The following is a 26,488-nucleotide window of genomic DNA, read 5'->3' as shown; positions in this document are numbered from 1 at the left end:
TCGTCGATGAACACGTACAGTGCCGCCAGAAGGGCGTCCAGGTCGGAAGTCACACTCAGGCCAACGGGCGCCCTTCGCCATGGTCGCGACCAGCCCAGACATCGGACTCAATCATCTAGGCTCGGCCGCACGATGAGCAACCACCTCGCGCCCCTGGAGCCCAAGGCCGACAAGGCCGCCGTGCGGCGGCACAACCTGAGCCTGGTGCTGCGGGCCGTGCACGACGAGGGCGAGACGACACGGGCGGCCGTCGCCGGGCGTTCGGGGCTGACGCGCGCGGCCGTGTCCTCGCTGGTCGAGCAGTTGCTCGCGAGCGGCTTCCTCAGCGAGTCCGGGAAGTCGTTCAGCGGCCAGGCCGGCCGCCCCGGCACGGTCCTGAAGGTGGCTCGTACGGGGTTCGCGGGCGTCGGCGTGGAGATCAACGTCGACTATGTGACGGTCTGCGTCGTGGACCTCTCCGGTACCGATCGCGTGCGCCTGACCGAGCACCTCGACAACCGCGGCGCACCGCCCGGCGACGTCCTCGACCGGGCCGCCCGGATCACCGCGCGGGCGCTGGAGTCGGCGGCCGCGCGGGAGTTGCGTCCGGCCGGGGCGCATCTGGCGCTGCCCGGCCTCGTGTCCGGCGGAACCGTCCGGCAGGCCCCGAACCTGGGCTGGAACCGGGTGGCCGCCGAGGGGATCTTCGCGCAGGCCCTGTCCGGCCTGCGGCCGCGGTCCCCCGGGGGCGCACCGCGGCCGCTGCCGGTCGGCTCCGGCAACGAGGCGGACGCGGCGGCCCTGGCCGAGCTGTGGTTCGGCGGCCGCAGCGACGGCAGCGGGCGCGGGCCGCGCAGCTTTCTGTACCTCTCGGGCGAGATCGGCATCGGCGGCGCACTCGTCGTCGACGGTGAACTGCTGCGCGGCGCCCACGGGTTCGCGGGCGAGATCGGGCACATGGTGGTGGACGAGGACGGCCCGCTGTGCCGCTGCGGCTCGCACGGCTGCCTGGAGCAGTACGCAGGGCAGGCGGCGCTGCTGCGCGCGGCCGGTCTGGCCGAGGACGCGGGCCTGCCGGGCGTCACGGAGCTCGAACGCCGCGCGCGGGACGGGGACAGGGCCGCGGTCGCCGCGATCACCGGCGCGGGGCGCACCCTCGGCCTGGTGCTGTCCGGCGCGGTGAACCTCTTCGACCCGGAGGCGGTCGTGCTCGGCGGCACCTTCCGCCCGCTGATGCCGTGGCTGGCCCCGCCGATCGCCGAACGCCTCGAGCGGCGCGTGGTGTCGGGCCTGTGGGCCGAGGACAGCGGCCGGCTGCGCGCCTCGTCCTCGGCCGGTGACGCGGCGCGCGGCTCAGCGGCCCTGGTGGTGCGGGACGTCCTCGCGGACCCCCTGGCGTACGCGGACCGCGCCGAGTCCTGAACCCTCGTACAGACCCACCCGGACTCTACTGCCGAACCGCCGTACGCCAATGCGGAGTTGAGCCCGCGGGGGCGGGGGCTCACGCCACCCCGAGGGCGGGCTCACGCCACCCCGAGCAGATGCTCCATCGCCAGCTGGTCGAGGCGCTCGAAGGCCATGGACCGCTCGGCGGCCGCGGTCACGTCGAAGGACTCGTACGCACCCCGGTCCGCGAGCAGGCCGGACAGACCGTCCGCCGCGGTGGGTTCGGCGAGTTCGTGGAGGCGGGAGTCGCGCAGCGCCTGCCGCACGGCGGGGTCGGCGCGGAAGGCGGCCGCGCGCTCCTTGAGGATCAGGTAGTTCCGCATGCAGTTCTTCGCGGACTCCCACACCCCGTCGAAGCCGTCGGTGCGCACCGGCTTGAAGTCGAAGTGGCGCGGCCCCGCGTACCCGGCGTCCTCGAGCAGGTCGACGAGCCAGAACGCCTGGCGCAGGTCGCCCGCGCCGAAGCGGAGGTCCTGGTCGTACTTGACGCCGGACTGGCCGTTGAGGTCGAGGTGGAAGAGCTTGCCCGCCCACAGGGCCTGCGCGATGCCGTGCGGGAAGTTGAGGCCGGCCATCTGCTCGTGGCCCACTTCCGGGTTCACGCCGACGAGTTCGGGGCGCTCCAGGCGCTCGATGAAGGCGAGGGCGTGGCCGATGGTGGGGAGCAGGATGTCGCCGCGCGGCTCGTTCGGCTTGGGCTCGATGGCGAAGCGCAGGTCGTAGCCCTGGCCGGTGACGTACTCGCCGAGCAGGTCGAAGGCCTCCTTCATCCGGTCGAGGGCGAGCCGCACGTCCTTCGCGCCGCCCGACTCGGCACCCTCTCGGCCGCCCCAGGCGACGTAGGTGGTGGCGCCGAGTTCGACGGCGAGGTCGATGTTGCGGATCGTCTTGCGCAGCGCGTACCGGCGTACGTCGCGGTCGTTGGCGGTGAAGCCGCCGTCCTTGAAGACGGGGTGCGTGAACAGGTTCGTGGTCGCCATCGGCACCTTCATGCCGGTCGCTTCCAGAGCGGCGCGGAACCGCTTGACGATGGCCTCGCGCTCGGCGTCGGAGGACCCGAACGGCACGAGGTCGTCGTCGTGGAAGGTCACGCCGTACGCGCCGAGCTCCGCGAGCCGTTCGACGGACTCGACCGGGTCGAGGGCGGGCCGGGTGGCGGTGCCGAACGGGTCGACGCCCTGCCAGCCCACGGTCCACAGACCGAAGGTGAACTTGTCGTCGGGGGTCGGGGTGAAGCGGTCCGTCATGGTCGCCCCTTCTGCGCGAGCAATTTGTTTTCTATGCTTACTAATACGCAAGCAGCCTCTCCCGTCAACCCTGAGGTACGAGATGACGCACCCTCCCGGTCCACCGATCCGTGTCCGCAGGGGACCCGTGGTCATCGGCGTGGACAGCTCCACCCAGTCCACCAAGGCCGCCGTCACCGACGCCGGCACCGGCACGCTGCTCGCCGTCGGCCGCGCCCCGCACACCGTGACCGGGGCGGACGGTGCCCGCCAGACCGACCCGGAGGTGTGGTGGCGGGCGCTCGCCGCGGCGGTCGCCGAGGGGCTGCGCGCCGCGGGCACGGAGGCGCGGGAGGTCACGGGGATCGCGGTGGCGGGGCAGCAGCACGGCCTCGTCGTCCTCGACGCCGCGGGCCGCCCGCTGCGCGACGCCCTGCTGTGGAACGACACCCGCTCCGCGCCCCAGGCCCGGGCCCTCGCCGAGAAGCTCGGCACCCAGGGCTGGCTGGACCGGACCGGCGCGCTGCCCGTCGCGTCGATGACGGCGACGAAGTGGCAGTGGCTGCGCGAGCACGAGCCGCACCTCGCCGAAGCGGCGGCCGGGGTGCGACTGCCGCACGACTTCCTCACCGAGCGCCTGTGCGGCACCGCCGCCACGGACCCGGGCGACGCCTCCGGCACCCTCTGGTGGTCCACGGCGGACTCCGCGTACGACCCGGTTCTGCTCGAACTCACGGGCATGGACGAGGAGTTGCTCTCCCCCGTCGCCCCGGGCGGCGGCCGTCTCGCCGGGCATCTGACCAGGGCGGCCGCCGCACACCTCGGGCTGCCCGCCGGTCTGCCCGTCGCGGTGGGCACCGGCGACAACATGGCCGCCGCGGTCGGCCTCGGACTCGGCGGTGCGGGACTGCTCGACCACCCGGTGGTCAGCCTGGGCACCTCCGGCACGGTGTTCGCGGCGAGCCGCACCCGGCCGGCCGTGCCCGAGCTGGCCGGCTTCGCCTCGGCCGACGGCCACCATCTGCCCCTGGGCTGCACCCTGAACTGCACCCTCGCCGTCGACAAGGTCGCCCAACTCCTCGGCCTGGACCGGGAGTCGGCCGAACCCGGCGCCGGCCTGGTGCTCCTGCCGTACCTCGACGGCGAGCGCACGCCCGACCTCCCGCACGCCACGGGCCTGCTCACCGGGCTGCGGCACGCCAGCACCCCGGGGCAGCTCCTCGGCGCGGCCTACGAGGGCGCCGTCTTCACGGTCCTGCGCGCCCTCGACGCCCTGCTCGGCGCCTGCGGCCTCGACCCCACCGCCCCGGGCCCGGCCGCGCTCCCCCTCCGCCTGGTCGGCGGCGGCGCGAGAGGCCGCACCTGGGTCGAGACGGTACGCCGCCTCTCCGGCCGCCCGGTCATCCTCCCCGAGGCCACCGAGCTCGCCGCCCTGGGCGCCGCCGCCCTCGCGCACGCGGCGGTCACGGGCGCGGACCCGGTCGCCGTGGCCCGGAGCTGGAACCTCGGCGAGGGACGCGAACTACCGCCGCTGGAAGGGGACATGGCCACCTGGGAGCGGATCGGATCGGTCCTTGAACAGGGCACGGGAACCCTCCTCCGCTGACCGGCCCCGATCCCTGCCGCCTCACACCGCGAAAACCTGCCCGTCGTCCGCGAACGCCTTGAACTCCAGCGCGTTGCCCGCCGGGTCGAGCAGGAACATCGTCCACTGCTCGCCCACCTGGCCCTCGAAGCGGACGTACGGCTCGATCACGAACTCCGTGCCCGCGTCGCGCAGCCGCTGGGCGAGCTTCTGGAAGTCGGGGATCGCCAGGATCAGCCCGAAGTGCGGTACGGGGACGTCGTGGCCGTCGACCGGGTTGCGCACGCCCTCGGGGCGTGCGGGGGCGAGGTGGGTGACGAACTGGTGGCCGTGCAGGTTCCAGTCGACCCAGGTGTCCGCGCTGCGGCCCTCGTCGAGCCCGAGGACCTCGCCGTAGAAGTGGCGGGCCGCGGTCAGGTCGTCGACGGGCATGGCCAGGTGGAACCGCGGGATGGATGCGCCGAGTTCGGTCATGGCGGTGCCTTTCCGTGTGCTGGTCGGGGCGGGGAGGGCGTTCACTGGGCCCAGCCCAAGGGGTGCGGGCCCGAGGCCTCGTCGACTGCCGGGGCCGGTGGTTCGCCGCTCGCCTCGCTGAACGCGGTGAGCGCGGCGACGAGGGCGGCACGGCGTTGGGGCGTGAGGCGTTCGACGATGGCGGCGATCTCCTGGCGGCGGCGCGCGGTGACGTCCGTGACGATGCGGCGGCCGTCGTCGGTGAGCTGCAGGAGCGTCTCGCGGCGGTTGTCGGGGTTGACGCGGCGGTCGGCGAGGCCCGCGGCGATCAGCCGGTCGACCATGCGCATCGCGGTCGAGGGCGCGACGCCGAGCAGCTCGGCCAGGTGGACGAGTTTGGTGGCGCCGCGGCTGGAGAGCACCATCAGCATCCGGAACTGCGGCAGCGTCACCCGGTCCTCGACGGCGGCGAGCGAGCGCGCGGAGACGGCGACCAGGACGCGGGACGCCGTCAGCACGGCCCGCGTGACCTCGTCCACATCGACCGCACCCTCACCCGCGCCGTTTCGATCAGCCATACCTCTTTGTACCGCGCGGCCCCACGCCCCCGACACCACGCACCCAGCCGTCCAGCGCGGGGGGCCGCGCCTCACCCCCGCTGATAGCGCAGCAGCAGCATCGCCGCGTCGTCGTGCGGCGGGCCGCTCGCATGCCGGACCACGTCCTCCCGCAGCGCCTCCAGGGCCGTCTGCGCGTCGGGGTCCTTGAGCAGGCCGGCCCGGTCCTCCAGCGGGTAGAAGGTCCCGGCGGCGTCCCGTGCCTCCGTCACGCCGTCCGTGTAGAGCAGCAGCTGCTCGCCGGGCGCGAAGCGGACCTCGTACGGAAGCGGCGGTTCGCCCCCGTGCACGCCCAGGCCGAGCGGCAGCGCGTACGCGGGCGGCGGGGGGAACTCGACGGTTCCGTCGCCGCGTACGAGCATGGGCGGCGGGTGGCCGCAGTCGACCAGGACGAGCCGTTCCTCGTCGGCGCGGATCTCGGCGAGGACGGCCGTCACGAACTTCTCGCCGTTCAACTCGCGTGCCACGCTGCGCTCCAGGCGCGCGGCGAGCGCCGCCAGGTCGGGTTCCTCGTGCGCGCCCTCGCGGAACGAGCCGAGGACGAGCGCCGCGGTCTCCACGGCGCCGAGTCCCTTTCCCTGTACGTCGCCGACGATCACGCGCACGCCGTACGGCGAGGCCACGACCTCGTACAGATCGCCCCCGATCCGGGCCTCGGCGGCGGCGGACGTGTACGAGACGGCGACGCGGAGCGGTCCGGCGCTGCGTGGCACCGGGCGCAGCAGGACGCGCTGGGCGACCTCGGCGACCGAGCGGACGCTGGCGAGTTCGGCCTCGCGGCGCCCGCGCATCACGGCCGCGGCGATGCCCGCGCCGGTGACTCCGGCGACCGAGGCGAGCGCCGTGTAGCCGCGCCGGGTGTCGAACAGGCCGTTGTAGACGCCGAGTCCGAGGCAGAGCAGCAGCGCGACCGCACCGGTCACGGCGGTGCGCCGCCAGGTGCCGATCAGGCCGGAGAAGGCCGGGCCGAGCGAGACGAGCGGCAGCAGGCCCACGCCGGGCCCCCCGATCACGTCGGCGACGGTCACGACCGCCATCACCCCGGTCGGCAGCCAGGTCAGCACGGCACGGGCCTCCCGGCGACCCTCCGCATGGCCTTCCCGGTACTCCGTAGCGGTCACGGCACCCCCAGCCAGGTCGTCGCAGATGCGCACGTGCGGTTTCCGCACGAGCAGTACGGCCACCCATGGCGGGCAGCCTCCTCCGCGTTTAGACTATGCAAAGATTGCGTAGAACCATTGCGGACACCGGGTGCTCGTTACCCGATCGAGTCCGGCGAACGACCTGTCGGGGGAAGGGGCGTCGATGGCATCCGACCGGCGGGCGGGCCGTGGGCGGCCCCAACTCCCGCGCGGCTGGCGGCGACTGCTCGCCAGACTGCCCATCGCCCTGTACCGCGTGGGCCTCGGCCCGCTGTTCGGCGGGCGGTTGCTGCTGCTCCATCACGTCGGCCGCAGCACCGGACTCGACCGGCGCGTGGTCCTGGAGGTCGTCGCCCACGACCGCGAGCGCGGCAGCTGGACCCTCGCCTCCGGCTTCGGCCCCAAGTCCGCGTGGTACCAGAACCTCCGCAGGACGCCGACGACCACCATCCAGGTCGGCAACCGCCGCCACCGGGTCACCGCGCAATTCCTCAGCGAGGACGAGGGCGGCGAGGTCATGGCCCGGTACGCGCCACGGCACCCGCGCACCGCCCGCCGCCTGTGCGCCTTCATGGGCTTCGACGTGGACGGCAGCGTGGAGTCGTACCGCGACGCGGGCCGCCGGATCCCGTTCGTACGCCTCGACTCCTCCCCCGGGCGCGGCTGACGTGCGGCGGGACGAGCAGCCGGGCCTGCCGGACGACGTGTGGCAGAGGTTCCTGCACGACAGCGAGGCCGCGATACGCCGGACCGCGCCCAGGGAGCCCTCCGCGCGGGAGCGCGCGACCATGCCCGGAACGGCGGTCGCCCCCTCGGCCGCGGGCGGGGACGCCATCGGCGAACTGTGGCACCCGCGCCCGGAGCGCGAGCGGGCGGCGTGGCGCGACCTCGACGGCCGCGGCCGACTCGGCCGCACGGCGCGCGCGTTGGGCGCCGTGGCCGTGTTCGTCGCGGTTCTGGCGACGGTCTCGCACCTGCCCAACGCCCCGGCTCCGCAGGCCGACCGCCCCGGAGTCGTCCTCCAGGAGTCGGAGCCCGCCCCCACGGAACGACCGACGGCCGAGGCCTCCCCGTCCCCCGCGGCCTTCTCCCCACCCGGAATAGCCGAGGCGTCAACGGAGCAGTCAACTCCGCTTCCCTGAAGCCGAGTTGGCTCCCGACGGGTGCCTCCCCGCGGCGGAATACGCACGCGCGTACGGAGGTTGGGAGCAACCATGACCAAGGATCACCGCACCCTCACCAACCCGCCCACGCTCCACGACCCGACCCCGTTCGGCTACAGCCACGCGGTCTCCGCACCCGGCGAGCTCGTCCTCATCGGCGGCCAGTACGCGTCCGACGCCACCGGCGCCGTCGTCCCCGGCCCCTTCGACGAGCAGGTGGAGCTCGCCTTCGACCACCTCCTCTCGGCCCTGCGCGGGGTCGGCCTCGGGTACGAGAACGTGGTGCGGCTCGGCACGTTCATCGTCGACCACGACCTGGACAAGCTGCAGGTGCTCGGCAAGGCCCTGCAGTCCCGCTTCGGCGACCGCCTCCCCGCCCAGACCCTGAGCGGCGTCGCGTCCCTCGCCCTGCCGGGCATGCTGTTCGAGGTGGACGCGGTGGCGGTGCGGGGGTAGGCCAGGTCTGCGGGGGCGCGCGTCCGGCCGCTTCGTTCGACGTGACGCACCTCATGCCCGTTTCGGGTATTTCGTGGACCGGGCGCGGCCTACCGTTGACAGGTGTTTTCCTTGGCCGAGATCAGCAGTGCGTACCGGACGCGGTTCGCGGAGTTCGCATTCGAGCCCGCGTTCGTCGCCATGGTCGATCAGCATGTCGCTGACGTACGTACGCGCCTCGGCGCCGACGGCCCGGAGCTCGAACCCGCGACCCCCGACGCCGAGCGGCTCGGCGACTACGCGCTCGGGTTCCTGGACGCGCTGACCGAGATCGACTGGCGTGAGCCCGTCGGGCACGACTACGCGGTGTGCCGGCTGACCGCCATCAGCTGGCTCGTCCACGCCCACGACCTGCTCCCCGAAGTCAGGGACTGACGGGTCGGACCCGCCCCTAGCTAGGGGCGCCGCCCCCTAGACAGCCCTCGACCCCGTCCGCCCGAGGCCCGGAACAGTGCCGGGACTCGGGCGGACGGGGTCGATCTCGTTGCTGTACGAGCGGAGCGGAGCCTTACATCTCGGGGCCCCTGGGGTGCTGCTCCCGCTCCTGTACGGGCTGGTTGGTCATCGCGTCCTCACGGCCGGCCTGGTAGTCCGAGACGCCGGGGCGGACGCGGCTCGTCTCGCGTTCGGCGCTGTCCAGCCACCGCTCCCAGCGCTGCCGCATCGGCTGGATCATGCCTCCGCCGACGCCGACGATGAGGATGCCGGCCACGGCCGCGAGGCCCGCGATCAGGATCGGCTGGGTGACCGCGGTGGCGATACCCGCCTGCCCCAGCGCCGCGATCACGCCGATCACCACGATGGCCGCCCAGACGATCTTGCCGACCATCTCGCCGTACGAGGCGCTGGACAGGGCGCTGGTGACGATCGAGCGGACCGCGTTGGCGATGGCCATGGCGACCACGACCAGGACGACGGCGACGATCGCGCGCGGCAGCCAGGCGACGATGCCGTTGATCATCGTGCTGATCGGGTTCGGACCGAAGACACCGAGGGCCAGCTGGACCGTGATCAGGATCAGCGCGTAGTAGATGATCTTGCAGACGAGGCCCGTGAGGTCGAACTTCGACCCTTCGAGCATGCGCGCCGCACCCGACCGCTCCGCGAGCCGCTCCGAGCCCACCTTGCGCAGGACCCGGTCGAGCACCCGGACGATCAGCTTGGAAACGAACCAGCCGATGGCCAGGATGACCAGGAAGCCGAGGAGTTTCGGCACGAACGTAGCGATCTTGGACCACGCATCGTCGAGACCTTGCGTGAAATTGATGGCCAGAGTGTTCATGGGAGCCCTTCGTCCGGTGTGGTCCCCTTCCACATGATGAGCAAGCTCCCACGCCGAGCGCCGTGAAATGGTGACCCAAACGGATGACAGCCCGGCTCCCGGGACCGTCGGCGGCGGCGCGCTACCAGGTCAGCACGAGGTCACCGCGACGTCAGCAGACCGGGCCGGGCCGGGCGGCGACGGCACGCAGCAGGTCGCGTACGAGATCGAAGTCGATCTGCGCGGCCCGGCGGAAGCGGAGGCAGCCCTTGCCCATGTCCTGGGCGGCGAGCCGGTCGGCGAACGCCTGCCGGACGTCGTCGCGCATCAGATAGAACGAGATGTACTGCTTCTGGCCGGCGAAGGCGATCTCGCCGCGGCCGTCCCGCTCGTAGGCGGGCATGCCGTACGCCATCACCTCGGTGAAGCCCGGGAGTTCGGTGCGGCACAGCTGCCGCAGCCGGGTCAGCGCCTCGCGCCGCTCCTCGGGCACCTCGGTGAGGTACGTGTCCACATCCGCCGCCCTGCTCTGCGCCATGCCCTTGAGCCTACCGATCAGCGGTCTGAACGACCTGGGCCTTCCGGGGCCGGAGTGCGGGCTCGGCCGCGGCCGGGTCGGGGACCGGCCTGGTGCCGTCCGCCTGGGCGGCGATCTTCGGCTGGTCCGGGTCGAGATAGGGGCGGCGCCAGCGGAGGAAGGGCCGTTCGATGCCGTGGAAAGTCACGGCGGAGATGGCCAGGCTGACCGGCAGCACACCGAGAACCGTCGTGAAGAACGCGTCCCACACGGGATTTCCGGTCGGCTCGATCCAGCGGTTACGGGCGAGGAATACCGTGATGACGAGAAAGTGCAGGAGATAGAGCGAGAAACTCATCTCGCCGACTTTCGCGACCGCCCGGGAAGCCAGGCAGGTCGAGGTCACCGTGGCGACGTACGTGAGAACGAGCAGCGCCCAGACGAATCCCTCGACATCGATCCAGATGAGCCGCACGGTGCGACCCTCCTGATAGGCGTGGCTGCGGTTGAACGACCAGATCGTGACGATCGCGAGTGTCGAGGCGATCAGCACTTTCACCGGTCCCTGGAACCGTTCGCGGTGATGGACGAAGAGCCAGGCGGCCAGCATTCCGAGCAGGAACTGGTCGATACGGCCGGCGAGGCTGTAGTAGAGCAGGTTGTTCGCGGCGATCTTGCCGCCGCCGGAGAGCCAGACGAGGGCGCGGATCACCGCGATCGCGGCCATCAGCTGGGCGAGGGCGGTCGGGCCGCGGCGCGTGAGGATCCTGCTGAGCAGCGGAAACAGCAGGTAGAACTGCAGCTCGACGGCGATCGCCCACCACATGTGCGAGACATTGCCGAGGTGCAGCGAGCCCGGCAGATTGCCGAGTCCGATGAGCGACTGCAGGACGGACAGCAGATCCGCGTCGGCCCGGTACGCGCCGGTTCCCATGATGATCAGGACCACATAGAGCGGGAAGATCCGCAGGACGCGATTGCCGAGAAAGCGGCCGTAGTGGATGTCCTTGCCCAGGGTGCCGATCGTGAAGATGAATCCGGAGAGCACCATGAAAAGGGCGACACCGGTGTGCCCTTCCGCGACGAGCGCGCCGAAGGGATTGTCCGCGTAGAGCCAGCCCTCGCGGTCCCTGTCGATCTCGGTGAGCATCATGTACGTGCCGTGGTAGAGGAGCACGAGCACGGCGGCGAAGGCCCGCAGGTGATCCACCGACACGAGGTACTGACGGTTACTGCTCCGCACGAATGGGTCGACCTCTCACACATCGAGTCGCGGGCACACGCGACGGAGAACGGGCGCGAAGTCACAGCGTCACCGAAGTAAAGCCATATGAACGCCAATGCTCTTTACACGCGCAAGAAATCACCCACACGCATTCAATTTCCGGAAGCCGATTGCTCCGGAGCGGTCATTCTCGGCGTACGGAGGCCCGCGACGCGGTCGCCCCAAGGGGTGTCCGTACCCCCGCGCAACGGCCGGACGGGCGAAGGGCGTTGCCCGTACGGGCGTTCCCCTCGTCGCCGCCCTGAGTGAGGGGGAGTCCGGGGTCGCTACCCCTTGCGGCCCGAACCAGTTCCCTCTGTGGTCGGCTCACTGCAGGAGCGTTCCTGCGGCCGGATTCGGCCCGGGAGACGCAGTTCGTCTCGCGCCGGTGCACGGAAGTGATCAGGAGCAGGACAGTGTTTGACCGCCTTCGCGGCTCGTCCGTTCGGCACGGCCGAGGTCAGAGGCAGCGGCGGCCTGCAGCGGGCGCGCCGGGTGAACTGGTCGGCAGGGAGGCGGAGTTGGCGCGCCTCGACGGGCTCCTGGACCGGCACCGGCTGGTGACCGTGACCGGCGCGGCCGGGGTCGGCAAGAGCCGCCTCGCCCGTGCGGCGGCGGAGCGGCGGGAGGTGGAGGTGACCCGGGCGCGCTGGTGGACCGAGGGCCCGGCCGGCGGCCCGGACGCGCTCACCGGAGTGGCCACGGCACTCGGCCTGCCCGTCGCCGCCGGATTCGACGAGGTCGCCCGAGCCCTGGACGGCGGGCCGCGGCTGCTCTTCCTCGACGACATCGACCCGGTGCGCGGCGGCTGCCTCACCCTCGTCCAGCGGCTGCTGCAGACGCTGCCCGAGCTGCGCGTCCTCACGTCGGGCCGGCAGCCGCTCGGCCTGGGCGAGGAGGAGGTGCTGCGGCTCGGCCCGCTCTCCCTCGTACCGTCCGGCGACGGCAGACCTAGTCCCGCGGCCCGGATGTTCCTGTCCCGGCTGCCGCCGCGGGCGTCGCAGCGGATCGGTACGGGCGCCGCGGGCCGGACCGTGCTCGACATCTGCGCACGCGTGCAGGGCGTGCCGCTGGCGCTGCGCCTCGCGGCCGAGCAGGTGGGCCGACGGCCGCTGGCGGAGGTGGCCACCCTGGTCGAGTCCGCGCAGTGCCGGCTCGCCGGGGACCCCGCCGGGACCTGGCGGCACCGCTCGCTGCACACCGCGCTCGGCGCGAGCTACACCCTGTGCGAGCGGGCCGACCGCATCACCTGGGCGCGGCTGAGCGTGCTCGGCGGCGACTTCGACGAGGACACCGCGGTGCGCGTGGCCGCCGGCGGGCAGTTGCGCGCGCGGGACATCCCGGCCTGCCTGGCCCGGCTCACCCTCGCCTCGGTCCTGGAGCCGGTGCGCGACCCCGGTGGCGTACGGCCCGGCCGGTACCGGATGGCGACCGCGGCGCGCGAGTTCGGCTTCGAGCGGCTGCGGGACGCGGGCGAGGCGCCCGAGGCGGTCGAGCGGCATCTGCTGTGGTGCCGGGACGCCGCCGAGTCCGCGCAGCGGCTGTGGCAGGTGGGGCTGCAGCAGCAGGCGATCGCGCTCGTACGCGCCGAGGAGGCGAATCTGCGGGCCGCGCTCGTCCGGTCGCCGCGGACGGCGGCGCAGGCCGAGACCGCGCTGCACGCCGTGGTGGCGCTCTGGTTCTGGTGGGGCGTGTGCGGGCGCACCGGGCAGGGGCGCTCGTATCTGCAACGGCTGCTGCCCCTCTTTCCGGAGGTGTCGCTGCTGCGGGCGCGGGCGCTGTGGCTGGCCGGGTGGATCGCGGTGCGGTGCGGGGAGGACGACGCGGCCGAGGCGCTGCGCGAGGCCGGTGAGGTGGCGGTGCTCGTCGGCGACGACACGACGCTTGGGCATGTCGCGGACGCGTCCGGGGTGCTCGCGGCGTTCGCGGGCGACCGGGAGCTGGCGGTCGCCTGTCTGCAGCAGGCGGTGCAGCTCATTCCGGAGGAGGTGTTCTACGGGCCTTCGGTGGCGCACAGTTGGGCGGTCCTCGCCTGCAACCAGGCGCACACCTCGATCGCCGCGGCCCGCCGTTCCGTGCGCCGCGCGGTGGCACTGCGGCGCACCCGCCACGACCGGTGGGCGCGCTGCGTGACGGGGTACGCGCTGGCCTTCGTGGACCATCTGGCGGAGCGGCCCTCCCGTGCCTGGCGGCGGGCGCGGCGTGCGCTGGCGGACGCCGAGGCGCTCGGCAACCCGCTCGGGACGGTCGTGGTCGAGCGGCTGCTCGCCGAGATCCAGCGCGTTCCGGCCTCTGCCCCGCCGCTGCCGGACCGTCGGCTCGTACCGCGGAAGCGTCCCGGCTCACCGACCCGGTACGCGGAGCTCGGCGGCGACGGCCGACTCGCGCGCGGGGGTACGCGCCCGCACTGACCCGGCCGGTCGGCCGGACAGGCCCTGGCGGTCAGCTGCCGTCGGCCGGGGGCAGGGGGTGCGTGCGGGCGATGAGGACGGCCACGTCGTCCGGGTCGCCGTGGCGGCGGAGCTGGGTGAGGAGGAGGTCGCAGGTCTCCTCGAGGGAGCGGCGTGGCTGGTCGAGCAGGTCGATGAGGGTGGCGAGGCGGGTACCGATGTCCTCTTCGCGGATCTCCACCAGGCCGTCGGTGTAGAGCAGCAGCTCGTCGCCGTCGGTGAGGGTGAACTCGGCCGCCTCGAAGGGCACTCCGCCCACGCCGAGGGGCGCGCCGGTGGGCAGGGAGAGCAGCTGCGGGCGTTCGTCCGGGCGGCACAGTACGGGCGGGAGGTGGCCGGCGGTGGCGATGCGGCACCGGCCGGTGTGCGGGTCGTACTCGGCGTACACGCAGGTGGCGAGGGTCTCGTCGAGCTCGCCCGCGATCCGGTCCAGGTGGGTGAGGACGTCCGCGGGTGCGAGGCCGAGTCCGGCCAACGTGCGGGTGGCGGTGCGGAGTTGGCCCATGGAGGCGGCGGCGTTGATACCGCTGCCCATGACGTCGCCGACGACGAGGGCGGAGCTCTCCCCGGCGAGGCGGATGACGTCGAACCAGTCGCCGCCGACCTCGCCCGCGGTGGTGGCGGGCTGGTAGCGGTACGCGATGTCGAGGCCCGGGGGTTTGACCGGCCGGTGCGGCAGCAGGTGGCGTTGCAGGGAGAGCGCGGCGTGGCTCTGCTGCTGGTAGCCGCGGGCGTTGTCGATGGCGACGGCGGCGCGGGCGGCGAGTTCCCCGGCGAGCAGCAGGTCGTCGTGGTCGAAGGACAGCGGGTTGCGGGTCCTGGCGAGGGTGAGGGCGCCGAGCACGGTGCCGCGCGCCCGCAGCGGGATCGCCATGTACGAGTGCACCCCGGCCTCTTCGAGCAGCGCCGACACGTCACGGTCGCGGCCCATCCGGGCGAGGTCCTGCTGCCTGACGTTGGCGATGAGGGTGGGGCGCCCGGAGCGTACGCACTGGGAGACAAGGCGGTTCGACTCGTACCGGGAGGTCCGCCCGGTGGGTTCGGAGGCGCGCTCGGCGAAGGTGGGGTGGGCCGCGCTGGCGACGGCGACCGCGCGGACGAGGGCGCCTCCGGTGGCGGGCGGACGGGCGGGGCTGCCGAACTTCAGGACGCTGTCGAGGAGGTCGACGGCGGCGATGTCGGCGAACTCGGGCACCAGGCAGTCGGCGAGTTCCCGGGCGGTGCGGTCGAGGTCGAGGGTGGTGCCGATGCGTTCGGTGGCGTCGGCGATCATCGCGAGGCGGCGCTGGGCGCGGGCGGCGGCGGTGGCGGCGCGGTGCTGTTCGGTGATGTCGACGACGGACACGGCAAGGCCGATCACCCGCTTCTGGCCGGGGTCCTCCAGGCGGTGCAGGGACACCGACCAGGCGTGCTCGGACTCCGGGTCGGCGGGGGTGCGGCCGACGGTGAAGGTGTCGAGGGCCGGGGTGCCGGTGGCGAGCACCTCGTGCATCGCGGACTCGACGGCCTCGCCGTTGAGGAACGGCAGCGCCTCGGAGACGGTGTGCCCGAGGTGCTCGGCGGCGGGGATGCCGTTGATGCGTTCCAGGGCCGGGTTGACCATGACGTACCGCAGATCGGTGTTCATCACGGCGAGGCCGATCGGGGACTGGCTGAACAGGCGCAGGGAGAGTGCCAGGTCCCGCTCCATGCGCTGCAGGGTGGCGCGCTCGGAGGCGAGCCCGAGGGCGTAGACGTTGCCCCGCTTGTCCTCCAGGCGCATGTTGCGGAACTCGGCGAGGCGGGTGCCGTTCTCCTTGTGTCGTACGGGGAAGACCCCCGCCCAGGGTTGGCCGCTGGACATGACCTCGGTGAAGAGGGAGAGGACCAGGTCGAGGTGTTCCTCGTCGACGAGGATCCGGGCGGCGGGACGGCCCAGGGCCTCGGCGGCGGTGTACCCGAAGAGGGTCTCGGCCTGGGGGCTCCACAGGGCGATACGGCCGTCGGAGTCGAGGACGACGGCGGCGACGCCGAGCACATCGAGGAGGCCCCCAGGTTCCAGGAGTGGGTCGGAGTCCTCCGGGTCGGGTCCGGGAGGCAGAGCGTCCGCAGCACGCATCGGTCCGCTCCCTTCTCCTGTCGACCGCCGCCTGTCGGCCTCCCGAGTCTGCCCCGAGGTCGCGTCTCCTGTCTGCCCTCCGGCGCGGCCGAAGATCTCTCCATCATCCCCATCGGGTGGGGCGGTCGCCATTCGCGTACGGAGACCGGCAGGTAAGGGGCGCGGCGGGGTGCTCGGGGTCAGGTGCTCCCGATGCGGTGCGGCCCGCCGAGCGGGGTGCGCATGAGGAGGGCGTACAGGACCGGCGAGACGACGAGGCCCACGGGCAGGGCGACGTCGATGCCGTCGAGGGCCTGGGCGATCGGGCCGGTGTACAGGGTGTTGACGCTCAGGGCGGAGGCGGTGACGCCGCCGGTCAGGGCGCAGGCACCGGCCCAGTTGACGCCGCCGCGGTACCAGAAGGGGCTCCGGCGGGACTCGTCGGTGAGGGCGGAGCCGTCGTACCGGTTGCGGCGCAGCAGGATGTCGGCGGCGTAGATCGACATGCTCGGGCCGAGCAGGACGACGGTCAGCTGGAGGATGTTGCTGACGGTGTCGAGGAAGTTGGAGACGAGGAGCGCGTACAGCGTGAGGGCCACGGCGACCGTGCCGTCGACGAGGACGCTGTACGAGCGGCGGATGCGGACGCCGACGGCCTGGAGGGCGAGACCGGCGCTGTACGCGGTGAGGGCGTTGATGGCGATGGTGCCGAGGACGAGCGCGACGAGGAAGAGGGGCGAGAACCAGCTCGGCAGGATCGATTCGAGGGCGGTCTGCGGGTCGCTCATGTCGAGCGTGGTGGCGGCCATGGCGCCGAGCGCGGAGACGAGCACCCCGGGCAGGAAGGCGCCGAGCGCGGTCCAGCCGAGGACGGCCCTGGCGGAGCTGGTGCGCGGCAGGTAGCGGGAGAAGTCGGCGCTGGTGGTGTAGGAGAGCGGCCCGGAGGCGATGAGCGTGACGCCCGCGAGCAGCACGGCCCACAGCCGGGTGCCGGTGAGCGGTGCGGCGGGGGCGTACGCGAAGTCGGTGTGCTGGACGACGGCGATGCCGACGGCGACGAACACCGCGGTCAGGGCGAGGGTGATCGGCAGGTAGAGCCTCAGGATCAGGGCGTGGCCGTAGACGCTGATGGTGAGGGTGAGGACGGCGATGACGATCACGACGGCGATCTGCACGCCGGTCGTGGCTCTGATCCCGGCCCGTTCGACGAGGGCGAAGCCCGCGGTCGCGGCGGCGGCCAGGTTGAGGGCGAAGTAGCAGACGGAGATCATCCAGCCGGTGACGGCGTTGTTCACGCGGTTGCCGCGGACGCCGTAGAGGGCGCGGGTGATGACCTCGCTCGGGGTGCCGGAGGCGGGCCCGGAGATGGCGAGGAACCCGGTGAGCAGCCAGCCGAGGTTGCCCACGACGATCACGGCGAGGGCCTGCCAGAGGTTGAGGCCCATGAGGACGAGGGCGCCGCCGACCACGAGGCTCAGATACGTCACGCCTGCCGCGGCCCACACGGCGAACAACTGGCGCGGCCGGCCGTGGCGTTCGCCCTCGGGAATGTGGTCGATGCCGTGCGCCTCGACATGGGTGGCGCGCTCCGATCCGGCCGGGTCGGCCGACTCTCGCGCGGCGGGACGCGGTTCGGGAAGTGTGGACGCCATGGCCCCTCCGGGTGCTCGTACTATCCACCTGCTTGCTTATTGGTCGAGCACTCAATAGCATCCCTCGTATGCCGTCAAGCGTTCAGCGCAAGCGAGTCAGAAAATCTCCAGCCGCCCGACGTGCGGAAATCGTCGCCGCAGCCGCCCAGGTGGCGCTGACCGAGGGCCTGGAGTGCATCACGCTCCGCCGGATCGCCGAGGATCTCGACGTACGCCCCGGGCTCATCAGCCACTACTTCCCGTCGGCCGAGGAACTGGTGGCCGAGGCCTTCGGCAGGGCCGCGGGGCGCGAGCTCGACGCGCTCCTGCCGAACGAGCGGGCCGAGGGCTCCCCCGCCCGCTACCTGGCCCGTTTCTTCGCACTCGCGACCGGCGCCGCGTACGACGACGTCTCCCGACTCTGGATCAACGCACGGCATCTGAGCCGCTACCGGCCGGCGTTGCGCGAGCGGGTCGGGGTGCAGGAGGCGGCCTGGCGCGAGCGGTTCGCCTCGGTGATCGAGGACGGCGTGCGGGACGACGGATTCCGTACCGACAGCCCGCTCCTGACGGCCATTCACATCCTGGTCGTGCTCGACGGACTCGGCGCCCAGGCCAACAGCGGCACCGTCGACCGCCCCCAGGCCGTCGCCCAGCTCGCCGTGACCACGGCCGAGCGTGAACTCGGCCTGGAGAACGGGACGTTGAGCCGTCTCGCCGACAAGCTGACCGAGGCGGACCTAGACCGTGTCCGTAACCCTCCCCCACCCTCCGGGCGGACGGCGGGACTTCACGGACACGACCCAGCCCGGGACGAGCCGCACTCCTGACCCCCCGCAGCCCTCCCCCGCACCCCCTCCTGGAGCCTTCGTGCGCACTCCCCTCGTCCTCCTCTCCGCCCGCCTGCTCGACCCGCTGACCGGCGAGCCGCTGCCGCAGACCGCGCTCGCCGTGTCCGAGGGGCGGATCGCCGCGCTCGGCGACGACCGGGAGATCCGTGCCCTCGCCGACGCCTCGACCGAGGTGATCGACCTGGGCGGAGCCGTCGTCACACCCGGCCTGGTCGACGGGCATCTGCACCCCGTCTCCGGCGCGGAGATGACGCAGGGCCTCGACCTCTCGGGCTGCGCGGGCCTCGACGACGTACGGGAGGCCCTGGCGGCTGCCGCACGCGAGCTGCGGCGCGGGGAGTGGCTGCGCGGGTGGGGGCTCGACCCGAACGCGTTCGGCGACCTGCCCGTCGAGTCGGCCGCGCTCGGGCCCGTCCTCGACGGCGTGCCCGCGCTGCTCCAGCTCTTCGACGCGCACTCGATGCTGGCGAGCCCGCGCGCCCTGGAACTCGCCGGGGTGGACGGGCCGCGGCGGTTCGACCAGGCCGCCGAGGTCGTCTGCGACGCGGCGGGCCGGCCCACCGGACTGCTCCTGGAGGACGCGGCCTGCGAGCTGGTCGAACGCGCCGCGCCGCAGCCGACCCGCGAGGAGCGCCGGGCTCAACTCGCCACCGTACTGCGGGAGATGGCCGCTTCGGGGCTGACCGGCGGGCACGCCATGGACGCGGGCGGCGACAGCCTGGCCTTCTACCGCGAGCTCGAGGCCGCCGGTGAACTGCCGCTGCGGCTGCGCGTCGCCCCGTGGTGCCAGCCGGGCGTGGACGCCGACGGGGTCCGTGCGCTCGTCGAGCAGCAGGGCGTCGGCGGTGCGCTGTGGCGGGTGGACGGCGTGAAGCTGTTCATGGACGGCACGATCGACAATGGCACGGCGTGGCTGGAGCGCCCCGACTGCCATGGCGAGTCCACGCACGCCTTCTGGCCCGACCCCGCGGCCTTCAGCCGTGTCATCGCCGAGCTGCACCGGGCCGGTGTGCCCACGGCGACCCATGCCATCGGCGACGCGGCGGTGCGGCACGTCCTCGAAGCGGTGGCCCTCGCGGGCGGCGGCCAGGACTCGGGCGTACGGCATCGGGTGGAGCACATCGAGACCGTGCCGGACGACACGCTGCGGCGCTTCGCGGAGCTCGGCGTCGTCGCGTCCATGCAGCCCACCCACTGCTGCGACTTCACGCGGGCCGACCACAGCGACAACTGGTCGCGGCGGCTCGGCGAGGAGCGGGCCGCGCGCGCCTGGCGCTGCCGCGACCTGTGGGACTCGGGGGCCACGGTCGTGCTCGGCTCGGACTGGCCGATCGCCCCCTACCCTCCGCTCCAGGTGATGGCGGGGGCCCGCCACCGCCGCCCGAGCCGCGATCTGACGCAGCCTCCGCACGGACCGGAGCAGGCCCTCACCGCGGTCGAGTCACTGCGGGCCATGACGGTCAACGCCGCGTACGCGGCGGGCGAGGAGGACCGGGCCGGGCGCCTCGCCGTCGAGCACCGCGCCGACCTGACGGTGTTCGCGGAGAGCCCGCTGACCACCGGCGCCACAGAACTGCCCGATCTGCCGGTGCTCCTGACGGTCCTCGACGGCCGACCGACCCACCGGGCGACCGCACTCTGAAGCGTGGCCCGATGTCCCCCGCCCCGCAGGGGAGTTGAGCCGGGACTGCTTGCCTCGGGCGACCGGCCGTGCACGTAGCCACCGCGGCCGCGCGGGCGGTGGAGCAGTGGAGCGACAGAGAGGACGCACCGCGCCACGCCGAGGGCGATGTCACCACTCAGGTGAATAAACACACCATTTGACTGTGCATCGGATAGATCGCTCCCTTCGGGCGGGTATCAGTGGCCGACGTCGGACGCCGTGTCCGACGTCCAGGACGCGCGTCTCCACTCCGGCGCCTCACGGCCCCGGCGGACACCCGCGCGCTCCTGGTCCTCACGAAGGGAAAGACATGGCCTCAGTCAAGATGGGTGTGGCGGGTCGGGCCGCGCTCGGCACCGTTTTCGCCGCATCCCTGGTCGCGACCACCGCCGGTACGGCGCACGCCGCCCCGGGTATGAGCTCGGCCTACGGCGCCAAGGCCTCGCTCGGTCCGATCAAGATCGCCGAGGTGGCCAAGTCCCGGTACACCGCGGGTCCCCCGGCCGCCACCCTCGCCCAGCTGTCGATTCCCACGGTCGGCACGGTCAAGGCCATCAAGACCACCGCGAACGGCAACGCCGAGAACGGCACCACCTGGTCGACCGCGAAGACGGCCGAGGTGCGGCTCAACCTCCGCCTCGCCGCCGTCACCGCCGACGCGATCGGCGCGACCTGTTACGCCAAGCCCGGCTCGCGCCCGGTGGGCAAGACCCTCATCCTGAACGGCGCCGCCAAGACCCGGCTCGGCGTGGGCAACGTGAAGTTCCCCGTCAACCCGGCGCCCAACACCAAGCTGACGCTGCCCGCGGGTCTTGGCTCGGTGACCCTCAACGAGCAGATCAGGAAGCCCGACGGCTCCCTCACCGTCAACGCCGTGCACGTGAAGGTGGCGCCCAAGTCTCCGCTCAAGGGCGACATCGTCCTCGCGTCGGCCACCTGCAAGCCGGGCAAGGCGGAGAAGAAGGGCGCGATCACCCCCTACGCGGTCGACAAGTACGGTGACCGCGTCGGCGGCGTCGCCTTCGAGCTCAAGAAGTACAAGCAGCGCGCCCTCGCCCCCTCGTGCACGGGCAACTCCATGGGCTACTGCACGTTCCCGAACCTGCCGGCCGGCAGGTACGCGGTCTGCGTGACCGACGTCCCGGACGGCTACAAGATGCCCAAGCCCCGCTGCAAGGGCAACATCGTCATCGACGGCAACCACCGCTACGTGCGCTTCGTGATCCCGGAGGAGAAGGGCAAGGGCAAGCAGGACTGACGTCCTCTCCCTGAACGGGGCGGGCGGGGCGGCTGATGAGCCGCCCCGCCCGCCCTTTCCGTCGTCCGATCAGTCCTGGTGCTCTGCGGACGGCCGCGCGGTCACTCGTCGAGCGCCGCCTCCAGTTCCTGTGGCGTCGGCGGCTGTTCGGCCGTCGGGTCCTCGGCGATGCCGAACGAGCCGAAGCCCTGGGCGATCAGGACGTCGTCCGAGTAGACGCCGTGGCGCTTGCCCGTGCCCGGCTTGGTGCCCCAGACGTACACCCGGTCCCCGACCTTCAGCAGCTTGAACAGCCGCTTCGCGTGGGCCGCGTACATGTTGACGCAGCCGTGCGAGCCGGACTTGAACAGGTCGGAGTAGGTGCCGTGGAAGGCCTGGCCGCCGTTGAAGAACTGCGAGTGCGGCATGGGGGCGTTGTTGTAGATCGTCGAGAAGTGCCGGGCGCGCTTCAGGTAGATCTTGTGCCAGCCGCGCCGTGTCTCGTACCCGTCCTTGCCGCTGCGGATCGGGACGGGCGCGAAGACGATCTTCCGGCCCGTCTGCACCCACATGATCTGCCGGTTCAGGTCCACGCACGTCACGCGGTACTTGCGGACCGGGCACTTTCCCTGGGCGTTGGGGTTCTTCCTGACCTCGTAGACCAGGACCAGGCGGTACGTCCTGAGGTCGGCCTTGCCGTCGGCGGGCTTGATGCCGAGGAACCGCTGGGCCCTGCGGATGACGATGCAGTCCCGGGTGCTCTGGACGCCGTCCTGCGGCAGCCCGAACTTCTTCTCCAGCTGCCACTGGTAGGCGCCGGACCCGGAGGTGCAGGGCTTCTCCGGGGCACTTCCGGACGGGCCCTCCTGGGCCAGGGCCGGCGATGAGGCCAGTAGTTGACCGGCCAGGGCCGTGGAGCAGGCCAGCCCTGTGGCGAAAGACAGTCGCGACTGCACGACGCGCACCGCCCTTTCTCCCTCGGGGAGGGAATGGGAGTTGTGACTCTGCATCGGTTCTAAGCGGGCCGGTCGGCGCCCGCCGGGCAACTGCTCCGCATGGCCGAGCGGATCGGACCCGGGTTCACCTGTGTCGCTGCGCGGGTTCGGGCGCTTTCCGTGGTGGCGTGTGGCGTCCGTCGCAGAGTCCTGGTGGCCGGGGTGCGGTGATCGTCGAGGTGGCATGCTCGGTCCTGCCTGCCCGTACGCAACCGCTGGGGGGCTCAACCACCGCTGTCCGCAAAGGAGATGGGGGACGCCACGATGGCCGACCACGATCTGTCCGGGTTCGCGCGCGACTCGTTCACGTACCGCGGTGTCACCCATGAGGTGTTGCGGCGCGGCAGCGGGCCCGCCGTCGTCGTCATCGCGGAGATCCCCGGTATTACGCCGAAGGTGCTCGCGTTCGCGGAGCGCGTGGCCGCGATCGGCTGCACGGCGGTGCTGCCCGTACTGTTCGGCCGGCCGGGACGCGATCCGAACCCGAGCGCGCACGGCAGGCTGAAGTCCCAGGCGTACATGGCGTCGAGCATCCTGCGGGTCTGCGTGAGCCGGGAGTTCACCGCCTTCGCGATCGGCCGCAGCTCCCCGGTGGTGGACTGGCTGCGGGGTCTCGCCGCGTACGAGCACGAGCGGTGCGGCGGGCCCGGCGTGGGCGCCGTCGGGATGTGCTTCACGGGCGGGTTCGCGCTCGCGATGGCCGCCGACGAGCGGATGCTGGCACCGGTCCTCTCGCAGCCCTCGCTCCCGATGCCCGTGACCGGGCGGCGCGGCGCGGGCATCGACATCTCCCCCGCGGACCTCGCCAAGGTCAAGGACCGCTTTGCGCGCGACGGACTCACGGTGCACGGCCTGCGGTTCCGCAGCGACCGGCTCGTGCCGGACGAGCGCTTCGCGTTCCTCCGCCGCGAGCTGGGCGACGCGTTCGTGGCCGTCGAACTGGACGACGCCGACGCCAACCCGGACGGCCTGCGGGACCCGCACTCCGTGCTCACGGAGCACCTGATCGACGAGCCGGGGCAGGCGACGCGGGCGGCCCTCGACGGCGTGCTCGACCTGTTCCGTAAGCGGCTGTTGCCCGGGGAGCCCCGGACGGGCCCTCACCGGTAGGGGTGCCCGCGTACGGCTGCTTAACGTGAGGGCATGGACGAGCCGAGCGACGGACCCAGCGGCGCGCAGCGCACCCCTCCTCCGCACGGAGCGCACGGGCGGGTGCCCTCGGGCCGGGAGCGGTGGCGGGCGTTCAAGGAGTCACCGTTCCTGCCCGCGACCGTCCTCGTCCTCATCCTCGCGGCGGCCGCCGGACTGTTCGCGGGCAGCTACACGTACTCGATGGCCGACCCGACGCCCCGGCACGTACCCGCCGCCGTCGTGGGTGCGCACGAATCGGCGCGCGGGCGGGCGTTCGTGGACGGCATGGAGCGGGCCCTGGACGCGACGCTCGCCCTGACCTCGTACGACACGTATGCCGAGGCGAAGGAGTCGGTGGACGAGCAGCGGGCGTTCGCGATCCTGGACGTGCACGGGCGGGAGCGGGTGACGCTCTCGGTGTCCGGGGCGTCGGGCGCCTCGGTGGCCCAACTGCTCGCGGAGGCGGGCGAGTCGGTGGGCCAAGAGCTCCGGCTTCCGGTGACGGTGCGGGACGTCAACCCGATGCAGCCGGGAGATCCGCGGGGCCTGGCGATCTTCTACGTCTCCCTCGCGGCCGTGATCATCGGCTTCGTCGGCGCGATCCAGCTGTCGGTGCACGCGCGGAGCCTCAATCCGCTGGAGCGCATCGGCTTCACGGTGGCGTACGCGCTGCTCGGCGGGTTCGCGATCGCGGCGGTGGTGGACTGGTGGCTGGGGGCGGTCGACCTGCCGTTCGTGGCGTCGTGGCTGATCCTCGCGCTGACGATGTTCGCCTCGGGGATGGTGTTCACCATGTTCAACACCCTCTTCGGGCGCTGGGCGATGCTGCCCACCTGGGGGTTGATGGTGCTTCTCGGCAATCCGTCCTCGGGCGGCGCGGTGTCCTGGCCGCTGCTTCCCTCGCCGCTCGGGCACATCGGCCAATGGCTGCCGCCGGGCGCGTCGGTGAACGCGCAGCACACGGCGGTGTACTTCGGCGGGCATCAGCATGTGTTCCCGTTTCTGGTGCTCGCCGGGTGGGCGCTGGTGTCGAGCGGGGTGTTCTGGTTCTGGCGGCACCGGCATCCCGGCGGGCGTCCGGTGGGGACCGCGCGTGCGGGTGATTGACGTCCGGGGCGGGGAGCGGTCGGCTGGTCCGTGTCCATGAAGTCCCGCCTTGCTGAGGCTTGTTGAGACTCGCTCAGGATCGCTCAGGTCCGCTCAGGCCCGCCCGGCGAGCAGGTCCATGCCGAGGGGCGTGAGCGTGTGGCGTACGCGATGGCGTTCTCTGGTGCTGCTGATCAGGCCCGCGTGGCGCAGCACGGCGGCGTGTTCGCTGGCCGACGAGAGCGAGACTCCGGCGAACTGCGCCAACTCACTGGTGGTGCACGGCTCCTGGAGCGTCTGCAGGACGGCCGCCCGGGTGTGGCCGAGCAGCGGGGCCAACCTGCGGCAGGGCGTGAGCTGTTGCTGCTGCCGCGGCGCCCTGGCCGGGTAGACGAGCACGGGCAGCAGCGTCTCGTTGAGCAGCGCGACCGGGGTACGGCGGCAGAAGTACGAGGGTACGAGGAGGAGTCCGCGGCCCTCCAGGTGCACGTCACGGTCCACCGGGTAGTCGGCGCAGAGCACAGGCGGCTGCCAGCTCAGCATCGGGGCGAACGTGCGCAGCATCGCGTGCGTGTCGCCGCGGCTGTGCGTCCCCGACCGGTGCAGCCGGTCGCGCTCGACGCGGGCCGCGATGTCCGGCCAGGCGGGGCCGAGCACGGAGGCGTGGTACTGGCGCAGCGCACCGCCGAACCGCCGCAGCGTGCCGGTCTCGCCGTCGGCCAGTGAACGGGCCCAGGACGGAAGGGCGTTGGCGTCCGCCAGCATCCCGACCTCGGCGCGCAACTGACGGCGCGGAGTGCTCAGTACGGCGTCGATGCCCTCCTCCAGGCCTCCGGCCGCCGCCGCGGGCGTGAGGAAGTCCGGGAAGTAGCCCCGCTTCGGCATCAGCGGGGCCAGGATCCGCTGGGCGGACCGGCCGCGGCGGCAGGCTCTGCGCCGCCAGGCGTCGAGCAGCGGTTCCGGCCGCGGCTCGTGGAGCTGTTGCATGCTCAGGACGGTCTCCCACAATGGGTCGGGCCCGTCCGCGATCCTGGTGCGCGCCAGGTCACCGGCGCTGAAGTGCATTCGCAGCACGACTTCCCCCGAAGTCCCCCGAAGGTACTCAAGCGGCCCTCCCCCGCCCCGGTCCTGCCGACCGGGAGAATGACCGTTCTCTTTCGCGACTGTAGTGCTTGAGAACCGCGGTTCTCAAGGTGTTGAACGGGGCGCGAGGGGCGGTACCGGCGCATTCGGGCCACGCCGGGAAGCGCCCGCACGCCCTGCGCCGACCGCTCCGTACGCCCTGCGCCGACCGCTCCGTACGCCCTGAGCCGTTCGCCCCGTACGCCCTGCGCCGTCCCGCCCGTACCCCATGGACAGGGCAGTTCCGGACAGGTGAGAATGATGGTTCTCACGCCGCTTCGGGGCGTGCAACCCGCGTTCCGGAAGGACTCGGCAGCTCATGGATGGCCTCGTGGATGGTGGACCGCGCGACCAGGTCGTGGCGGTGGCCGACGACCTCTTCTTCACGCACGGCGTGCACGCGGTGACGATGCAGCGGATACGGTCCGAGGCCGGGGTGCCGCTGAAGAAGCTCTACGGCATGTTCCCGTCCAAGGACGTGCTGCTCGCCGCGAGCCTGGAGCGGCGCGACCGGATCGCGCGCTCCGCCATCGCCGAGCGCGCCGAGAAGTGCGACGACCCGGTCGAGCGGGCGCTGGCCGTCTTCGACTTCCTGGACGAATGGTTCCGCCAACCCGGCTTCCACGGCTGTGTGTTCGCGGGCGCGTTCGGCGAAGGGAGCGCCGCCGCCCCCGTCGTGGTGAGCGCGGTGCGGGCGCACAAGCAGGGCCTGCGCGAGCTCGTGACCGCTCTCGTGGCCGGCACCGGCGTGCGGGACGCGGACGCGGTGGGCGCGCAGTTGGCCGTGCTGGTCGACGGCGCGATGGCGGTGGCCACTTTCACCGGTGACACGGACGCCGCACGGCACGCCCGGCAGGCGGCACGGGCCGTCCTGGACACGGCGCTGCGCGGCTGACCGGGCGTACGAGGTGCTCAGCCCGCTGCCGCCCGAGCCCCGGACGCGGCGGCTCGCACTCCCCCGTCCGGCCTGCCGCCTCCCGGCACGGCCCCCCAGCCGTACCGGGGGCGGCCACCGGCCCCCGACCGGTCGTGCGCACCTCTCGACGCCCGTCCGGCGGGCTTGTCCCTCGCGCCCGGAGCGGAGCGGTCGGATGCCC

24 protein-coding genes are annotated in these 26,488 nt (G+C 72.6%); 13 read left to right on the top strand and 11 right to left on the bottom strand.

Annotated elements, in window-relative coordinates:
• Positions 1 to 132: 132 nt before the first annotated feature.
• Positions 133 to 1,401: an ROK family protein gene (locus RCO28_RS10660; RefSeq protein WP_308940793.1), complete on the top strand. Its 1,269-nt coding sequence runs from the start codon at positions 133 to 135 to the stop codon at positions 1,399 to 1,401.
• Between the two features lie 101 nt (positions 1,402 to 1,502).
• On the opposite strand, the gene xylA is transcribed toward RCO28_RS10660, so the two are convergent.
• Positions 1,503 to 2,672 carry a xylose isomerase gene (gene xylA, locus RCO28_RS10655; RefSeq protein WP_308940792.1) on the bottom strand — a complete coding sequence of 390 codons (1,170 nt, stop codon included), beginning with the start codon at positions 2,670 to 2,672 and terminating at the stop codon, positions 1,503 to 1,505.
• Between the two features lie 82 nt (positions 2,673 to 2,754).
• Here xylA and xylB point away from each other — a divergent pair, with 82 nt between their 5' ends.
• Positions 2,755 to 4,257 (top strand): xylulokinase, encoded by a 1,503-nt coding sequence (gene xylB / locus RCO28_RS10650; RefSeq protein ID WP_308940791.1) that lies wholly within the window; start codon positions 2,755 to 2,757, stop codon positions 4,255 to 4,257.
• A 21-nt stretch (positions 4,258 to 4,278) separates the two neighbouring features.
• Here xylB and RCO28_RS10645 read toward each other — a convergent pair whose 3' ends face one another.
• From RCO28_RS10645 to RCO28_RS10635, 3 genes are all read right to left on the bottom strand, one after another.
• Positions 4,279 to 4,710, bottom strand: coding sequence for a VOC family protein (locus tag RCO28_RS10645; RefSeq protein WP_308940790.1), 432 nt, complete (start codon positions 4,708 to 4,710; stop codon positions 4,279 to 4,281).
• A gap of 41 nt (positions 4,711 to 4,751) precedes the next feature.
• Positions 4,752 to 5,267: a MarR family transcriptional regulator gene (locus RCO28_RS10640; RefSeq protein ID WP_308940789.1), complete on the bottom strand. Its 516-nt coding sequence runs from the start codon at positions 5,265 to 5,267 to the stop codon at positions 4,752 to 4,754.
• Between the two features lie 71 nt (positions 5,268 to 5,338).
• A complete protein-coding gene (locus RCO28_RS10635; RefSeq protein WP_308940798.1) occupies positions 5,339 to 6,343 on the bottom strand; it encodes a PP2C family protein-serine/threonine phosphatase in 1,005 nt (334 codons plus the stop codon).
• 268 nt (positions 6,344 to 6,611) lie between these two features.
• Between RCO28_RS10635 and RCO28_RS10630 the strand changes: the two genes are divergently transcribed.
• The 4 genes from RCO28_RS10630 to RCO28_RS10615 all read left to right on the top strand — a co-directional run bounded on the left by RCO28_RS10630 (position 6,612) and on the right by RCO28_RS10615 (position 8,481).
• Entirely contained in the window at positions 6,612 to 7,115 is a 504-nt protein-coding gene (locus tag RCO28_RS10630) for a nitroreductase family deazaflavin-dependent oxidoreductase (protein ID WP_308940788.1), read from the top strand.
• Between the two features lies 1 nt (position 7,116).
• A complete protein-coding gene (locus RCO28_RS10625) occupies positions 7,117 to 7,590 on the top strand; it encodes a hypothetical protein (RefSeq protein WP_308940787.1) in 474 nt (157 codons plus the stop codon).
• A 72-nt stretch (positions 7,591 to 7,662) separates the two neighbouring features.
• The gene (locus RCO28_RS10620; protein WP_308940786.1) at positions 7,663 to 8,067 is read left to right on the top strand and encodes a RidA family protein; all 405 of its coding nucleotides are present in this window, start codon (positions 7,663 to 7,665) and stop codon (positions 8,065 to 8,067) included.
• A gap of 102 nt (positions 8,068 to 8,169) precedes the next feature.
• Entirely contained in the window at positions 8,170 to 8,481 is a 312-nt protein-coding gene (locus RCO28_RS10615; RefSeq protein ID WP_308940785.1) for a DUF6401 family natural product biosynthesis protein, read from the top strand.
• Between the two features lie 133 nt (positions 8,482 to 8,614).
• Here the strand turns inward: RCO28_RS10615 and RCO28_RS10610 are convergent, their stop codons facing one another.
• From RCO28_RS10610 to RCO28_RS10600, 3 genes are all read right to left on the bottom strand, one after another.
• Complete coding sequence (locus RCO28_RS10610; protein ID WP_308940784.1) at positions 8,615 to 9,388, bottom strand: hypothetical protein; 774 nt, start codon at positions 9,386 to 9,388, stop codon at positions 8,615 to 8,617.
• Between the two features lie 151 nt (positions 9,389 to 9,539).
• Entirely contained in the window at positions 9,540 to 9,905 is a 366-nt protein-coding gene (locus tag RCO28_RS10605) for a DUF1801 domain-containing protein (protein ID WP_308940783.1), read from the bottom strand.
• Positions 9,906 to 9,915: 10 nt separating this feature from the next.
• On the bottom strand, positions 9,916 to 11,094 hold the full coding sequence (locus RCO28_RS10600) for an acyltransferase (RefSeq protein WP_308940782.1): 1,179 nt from the start codon (positions 11,092 to 11,094) through the stop codon (positions 9,916 to 9,918).
• Positions 11,095 to 11,414: 320 nt separating this feature from the next.
• Between RCO28_RS10600 and RCO28_RS10595 the strand changes: the two genes are divergently transcribed.
• Entirely contained in the window at positions 11,415 to 13,559 is a 2,145-nt protein-coding gene (locus RCO28_RS10595) for an AAA family ATPase (protein WP_374991142.1), read from the top strand.
• A gap of 31 nt (positions 13,560 to 13,590) precedes the next feature.
• Here the strand turns inward: RCO28_RS10595 and RCO28_RS10590 are convergent, their stop codons facing one another.
• The gene (locus RCO28_RS10590; protein ID WP_308940780.1) at positions 13,591 to 15,696 is read right to left on the bottom strand and encodes a SpoIIE family protein phosphatase; all 2,106 of its coding nucleotides are present in this window, start codon (positions 15,694 to 15,696) and stop codon (positions 13,591 to 13,593) included.
• 179 nt (positions 15,697 to 15,875) lie between these two features.
• The gene (locus tag RCO28_RS10585; protein ID WP_308940779.1) at positions 15,876 to 17,327 is read right to left on the bottom strand and encodes a cytosine permease; all 1,452 of its coding nucleotides are present in this window, start codon (positions 17,325 to 17,327) and stop codon (positions 15,876 to 15,878) included.
• A gap of 68 nt (positions 17,328 to 17,395) precedes the next feature.
• Here RCO28_RS10585 and RCO28_RS10580 point away from each other — a divergent pair, with 68 nt between their 5' ends.
• The 3 genes from RCO28_RS10580 (at position 17,396) to RCO28_RS10570 (ending at position 21,078) form a co-directional block, all read left to right on the top strand.
• A complete protein-coding gene (locus RCO28_RS10580) occupies positions 17,396 to 18,136 on the top strand; it encodes a TetR family transcriptional regulator C-terminal domain-containing protein (protein ID WP_308940778.1) in 741 nt (246 codons plus the stop codon).
• A 40-nt stretch (positions 18,137 to 18,176) separates the two neighbouring features.
• Entirely contained in the window at positions 18,177 to 19,799 is a 1,623-nt protein-coding gene (locus RCO28_RS10575; protein WP_308940777.1) for an amidohydrolase, read from the top strand.
• A 331-nt stretch (positions 19,800 to 20,130) separates the two neighbouring features.
• The gene (locus tag RCO28_RS10570) at positions 20,131 to 21,078 is read left to right on the top strand and encodes a choice-of-anchor P family protein (protein WP_308940776.1); all 948 of its coding nucleotides are present in this window, start codon (positions 20,131 to 20,133) and stop codon (positions 21,076 to 21,078) included.
• A gap of 101 nt (positions 21,079 to 21,179) precedes the next feature.
• On the opposite strand, the gene RCO28_RS10565 is transcribed toward RCO28_RS10570, so the two are convergent.
• A complete protein-coding gene (locus RCO28_RS10565) occupies positions 21,180 to 22,022 on the bottom strand; it encodes a L,D-transpeptidase (RefSeq protein ID WP_308940775.1) in 843 nt (280 codons plus the stop codon).
• A gap of 294 nt (positions 22,023 to 22,316) precedes the next feature.
• Between RCO28_RS10565 and RCO28_RS10560 the strand changes: the two genes are divergently transcribed.
• On the top strand, positions 22,317 to 23,162 hold the full coding sequence (locus RCO28_RS10560; RefSeq protein ID WP_308940797.1) for a dienelactone hydrolase family protein: 846 nt from the start codon (positions 22,317 to 22,319) through the stop codon (positions 23,160 to 23,162).
• 33 nt (positions 23,163 to 23,195) lie between these two features.
• On the top strand, positions 23,196 to 24,290 hold the full coding sequence (locus RCO28_RS10555; protein WP_308940774.1) for an ABC transporter permease: 1,095 nt from the start codon (positions 23,196 to 23,198) through the stop codon (positions 24,288 to 24,290).
• Positions 24,291 to 24,383: 93 nt separating this feature from the next.
• Here RCO28_RS10555 and RCO28_RS10550 read toward each other — a convergent pair whose 3' ends face one another.
• Entirely contained in the window at positions 24,384 to 25,334 is a 951-nt protein-coding gene (locus RCO28_RS10550; protein WP_308940796.1) for a winged helix-turn-helix domain-containing protein, read from the bottom strand.
• A 376-nt stretch (positions 25,335 to 25,710) separates the two neighbouring features.
• Between RCO28_RS10550 and RCO28_RS10545 the strand changes: the two genes are divergently transcribed.
• Positions 25,711 to 26,286, top strand: coding sequence for a TetR/AcrR family transcriptional regulator (locus RCO28_RS10545; protein WP_308940773.1), 576 nt, complete (start codon positions 25,711 to 25,713; stop codon positions 26,284 to 26,286).
• Positions 26,287 to 26,488: the final 202 nt, after the last annotated feature.

It is taken from the genome of Streptomyces sp. LHD-70, assembly GCF_031157275.1.
Classification (GTDB): domain Bacteria; phylum Actinomycetota; class Actinomycetes; order Streptomycetales; family Streptomycetaceae; genus Streptomyces.
Note: the sequence above shows the minus strand (reverse complement) of the source record. Positions and strands in the feature narration are given on the sequence as shown.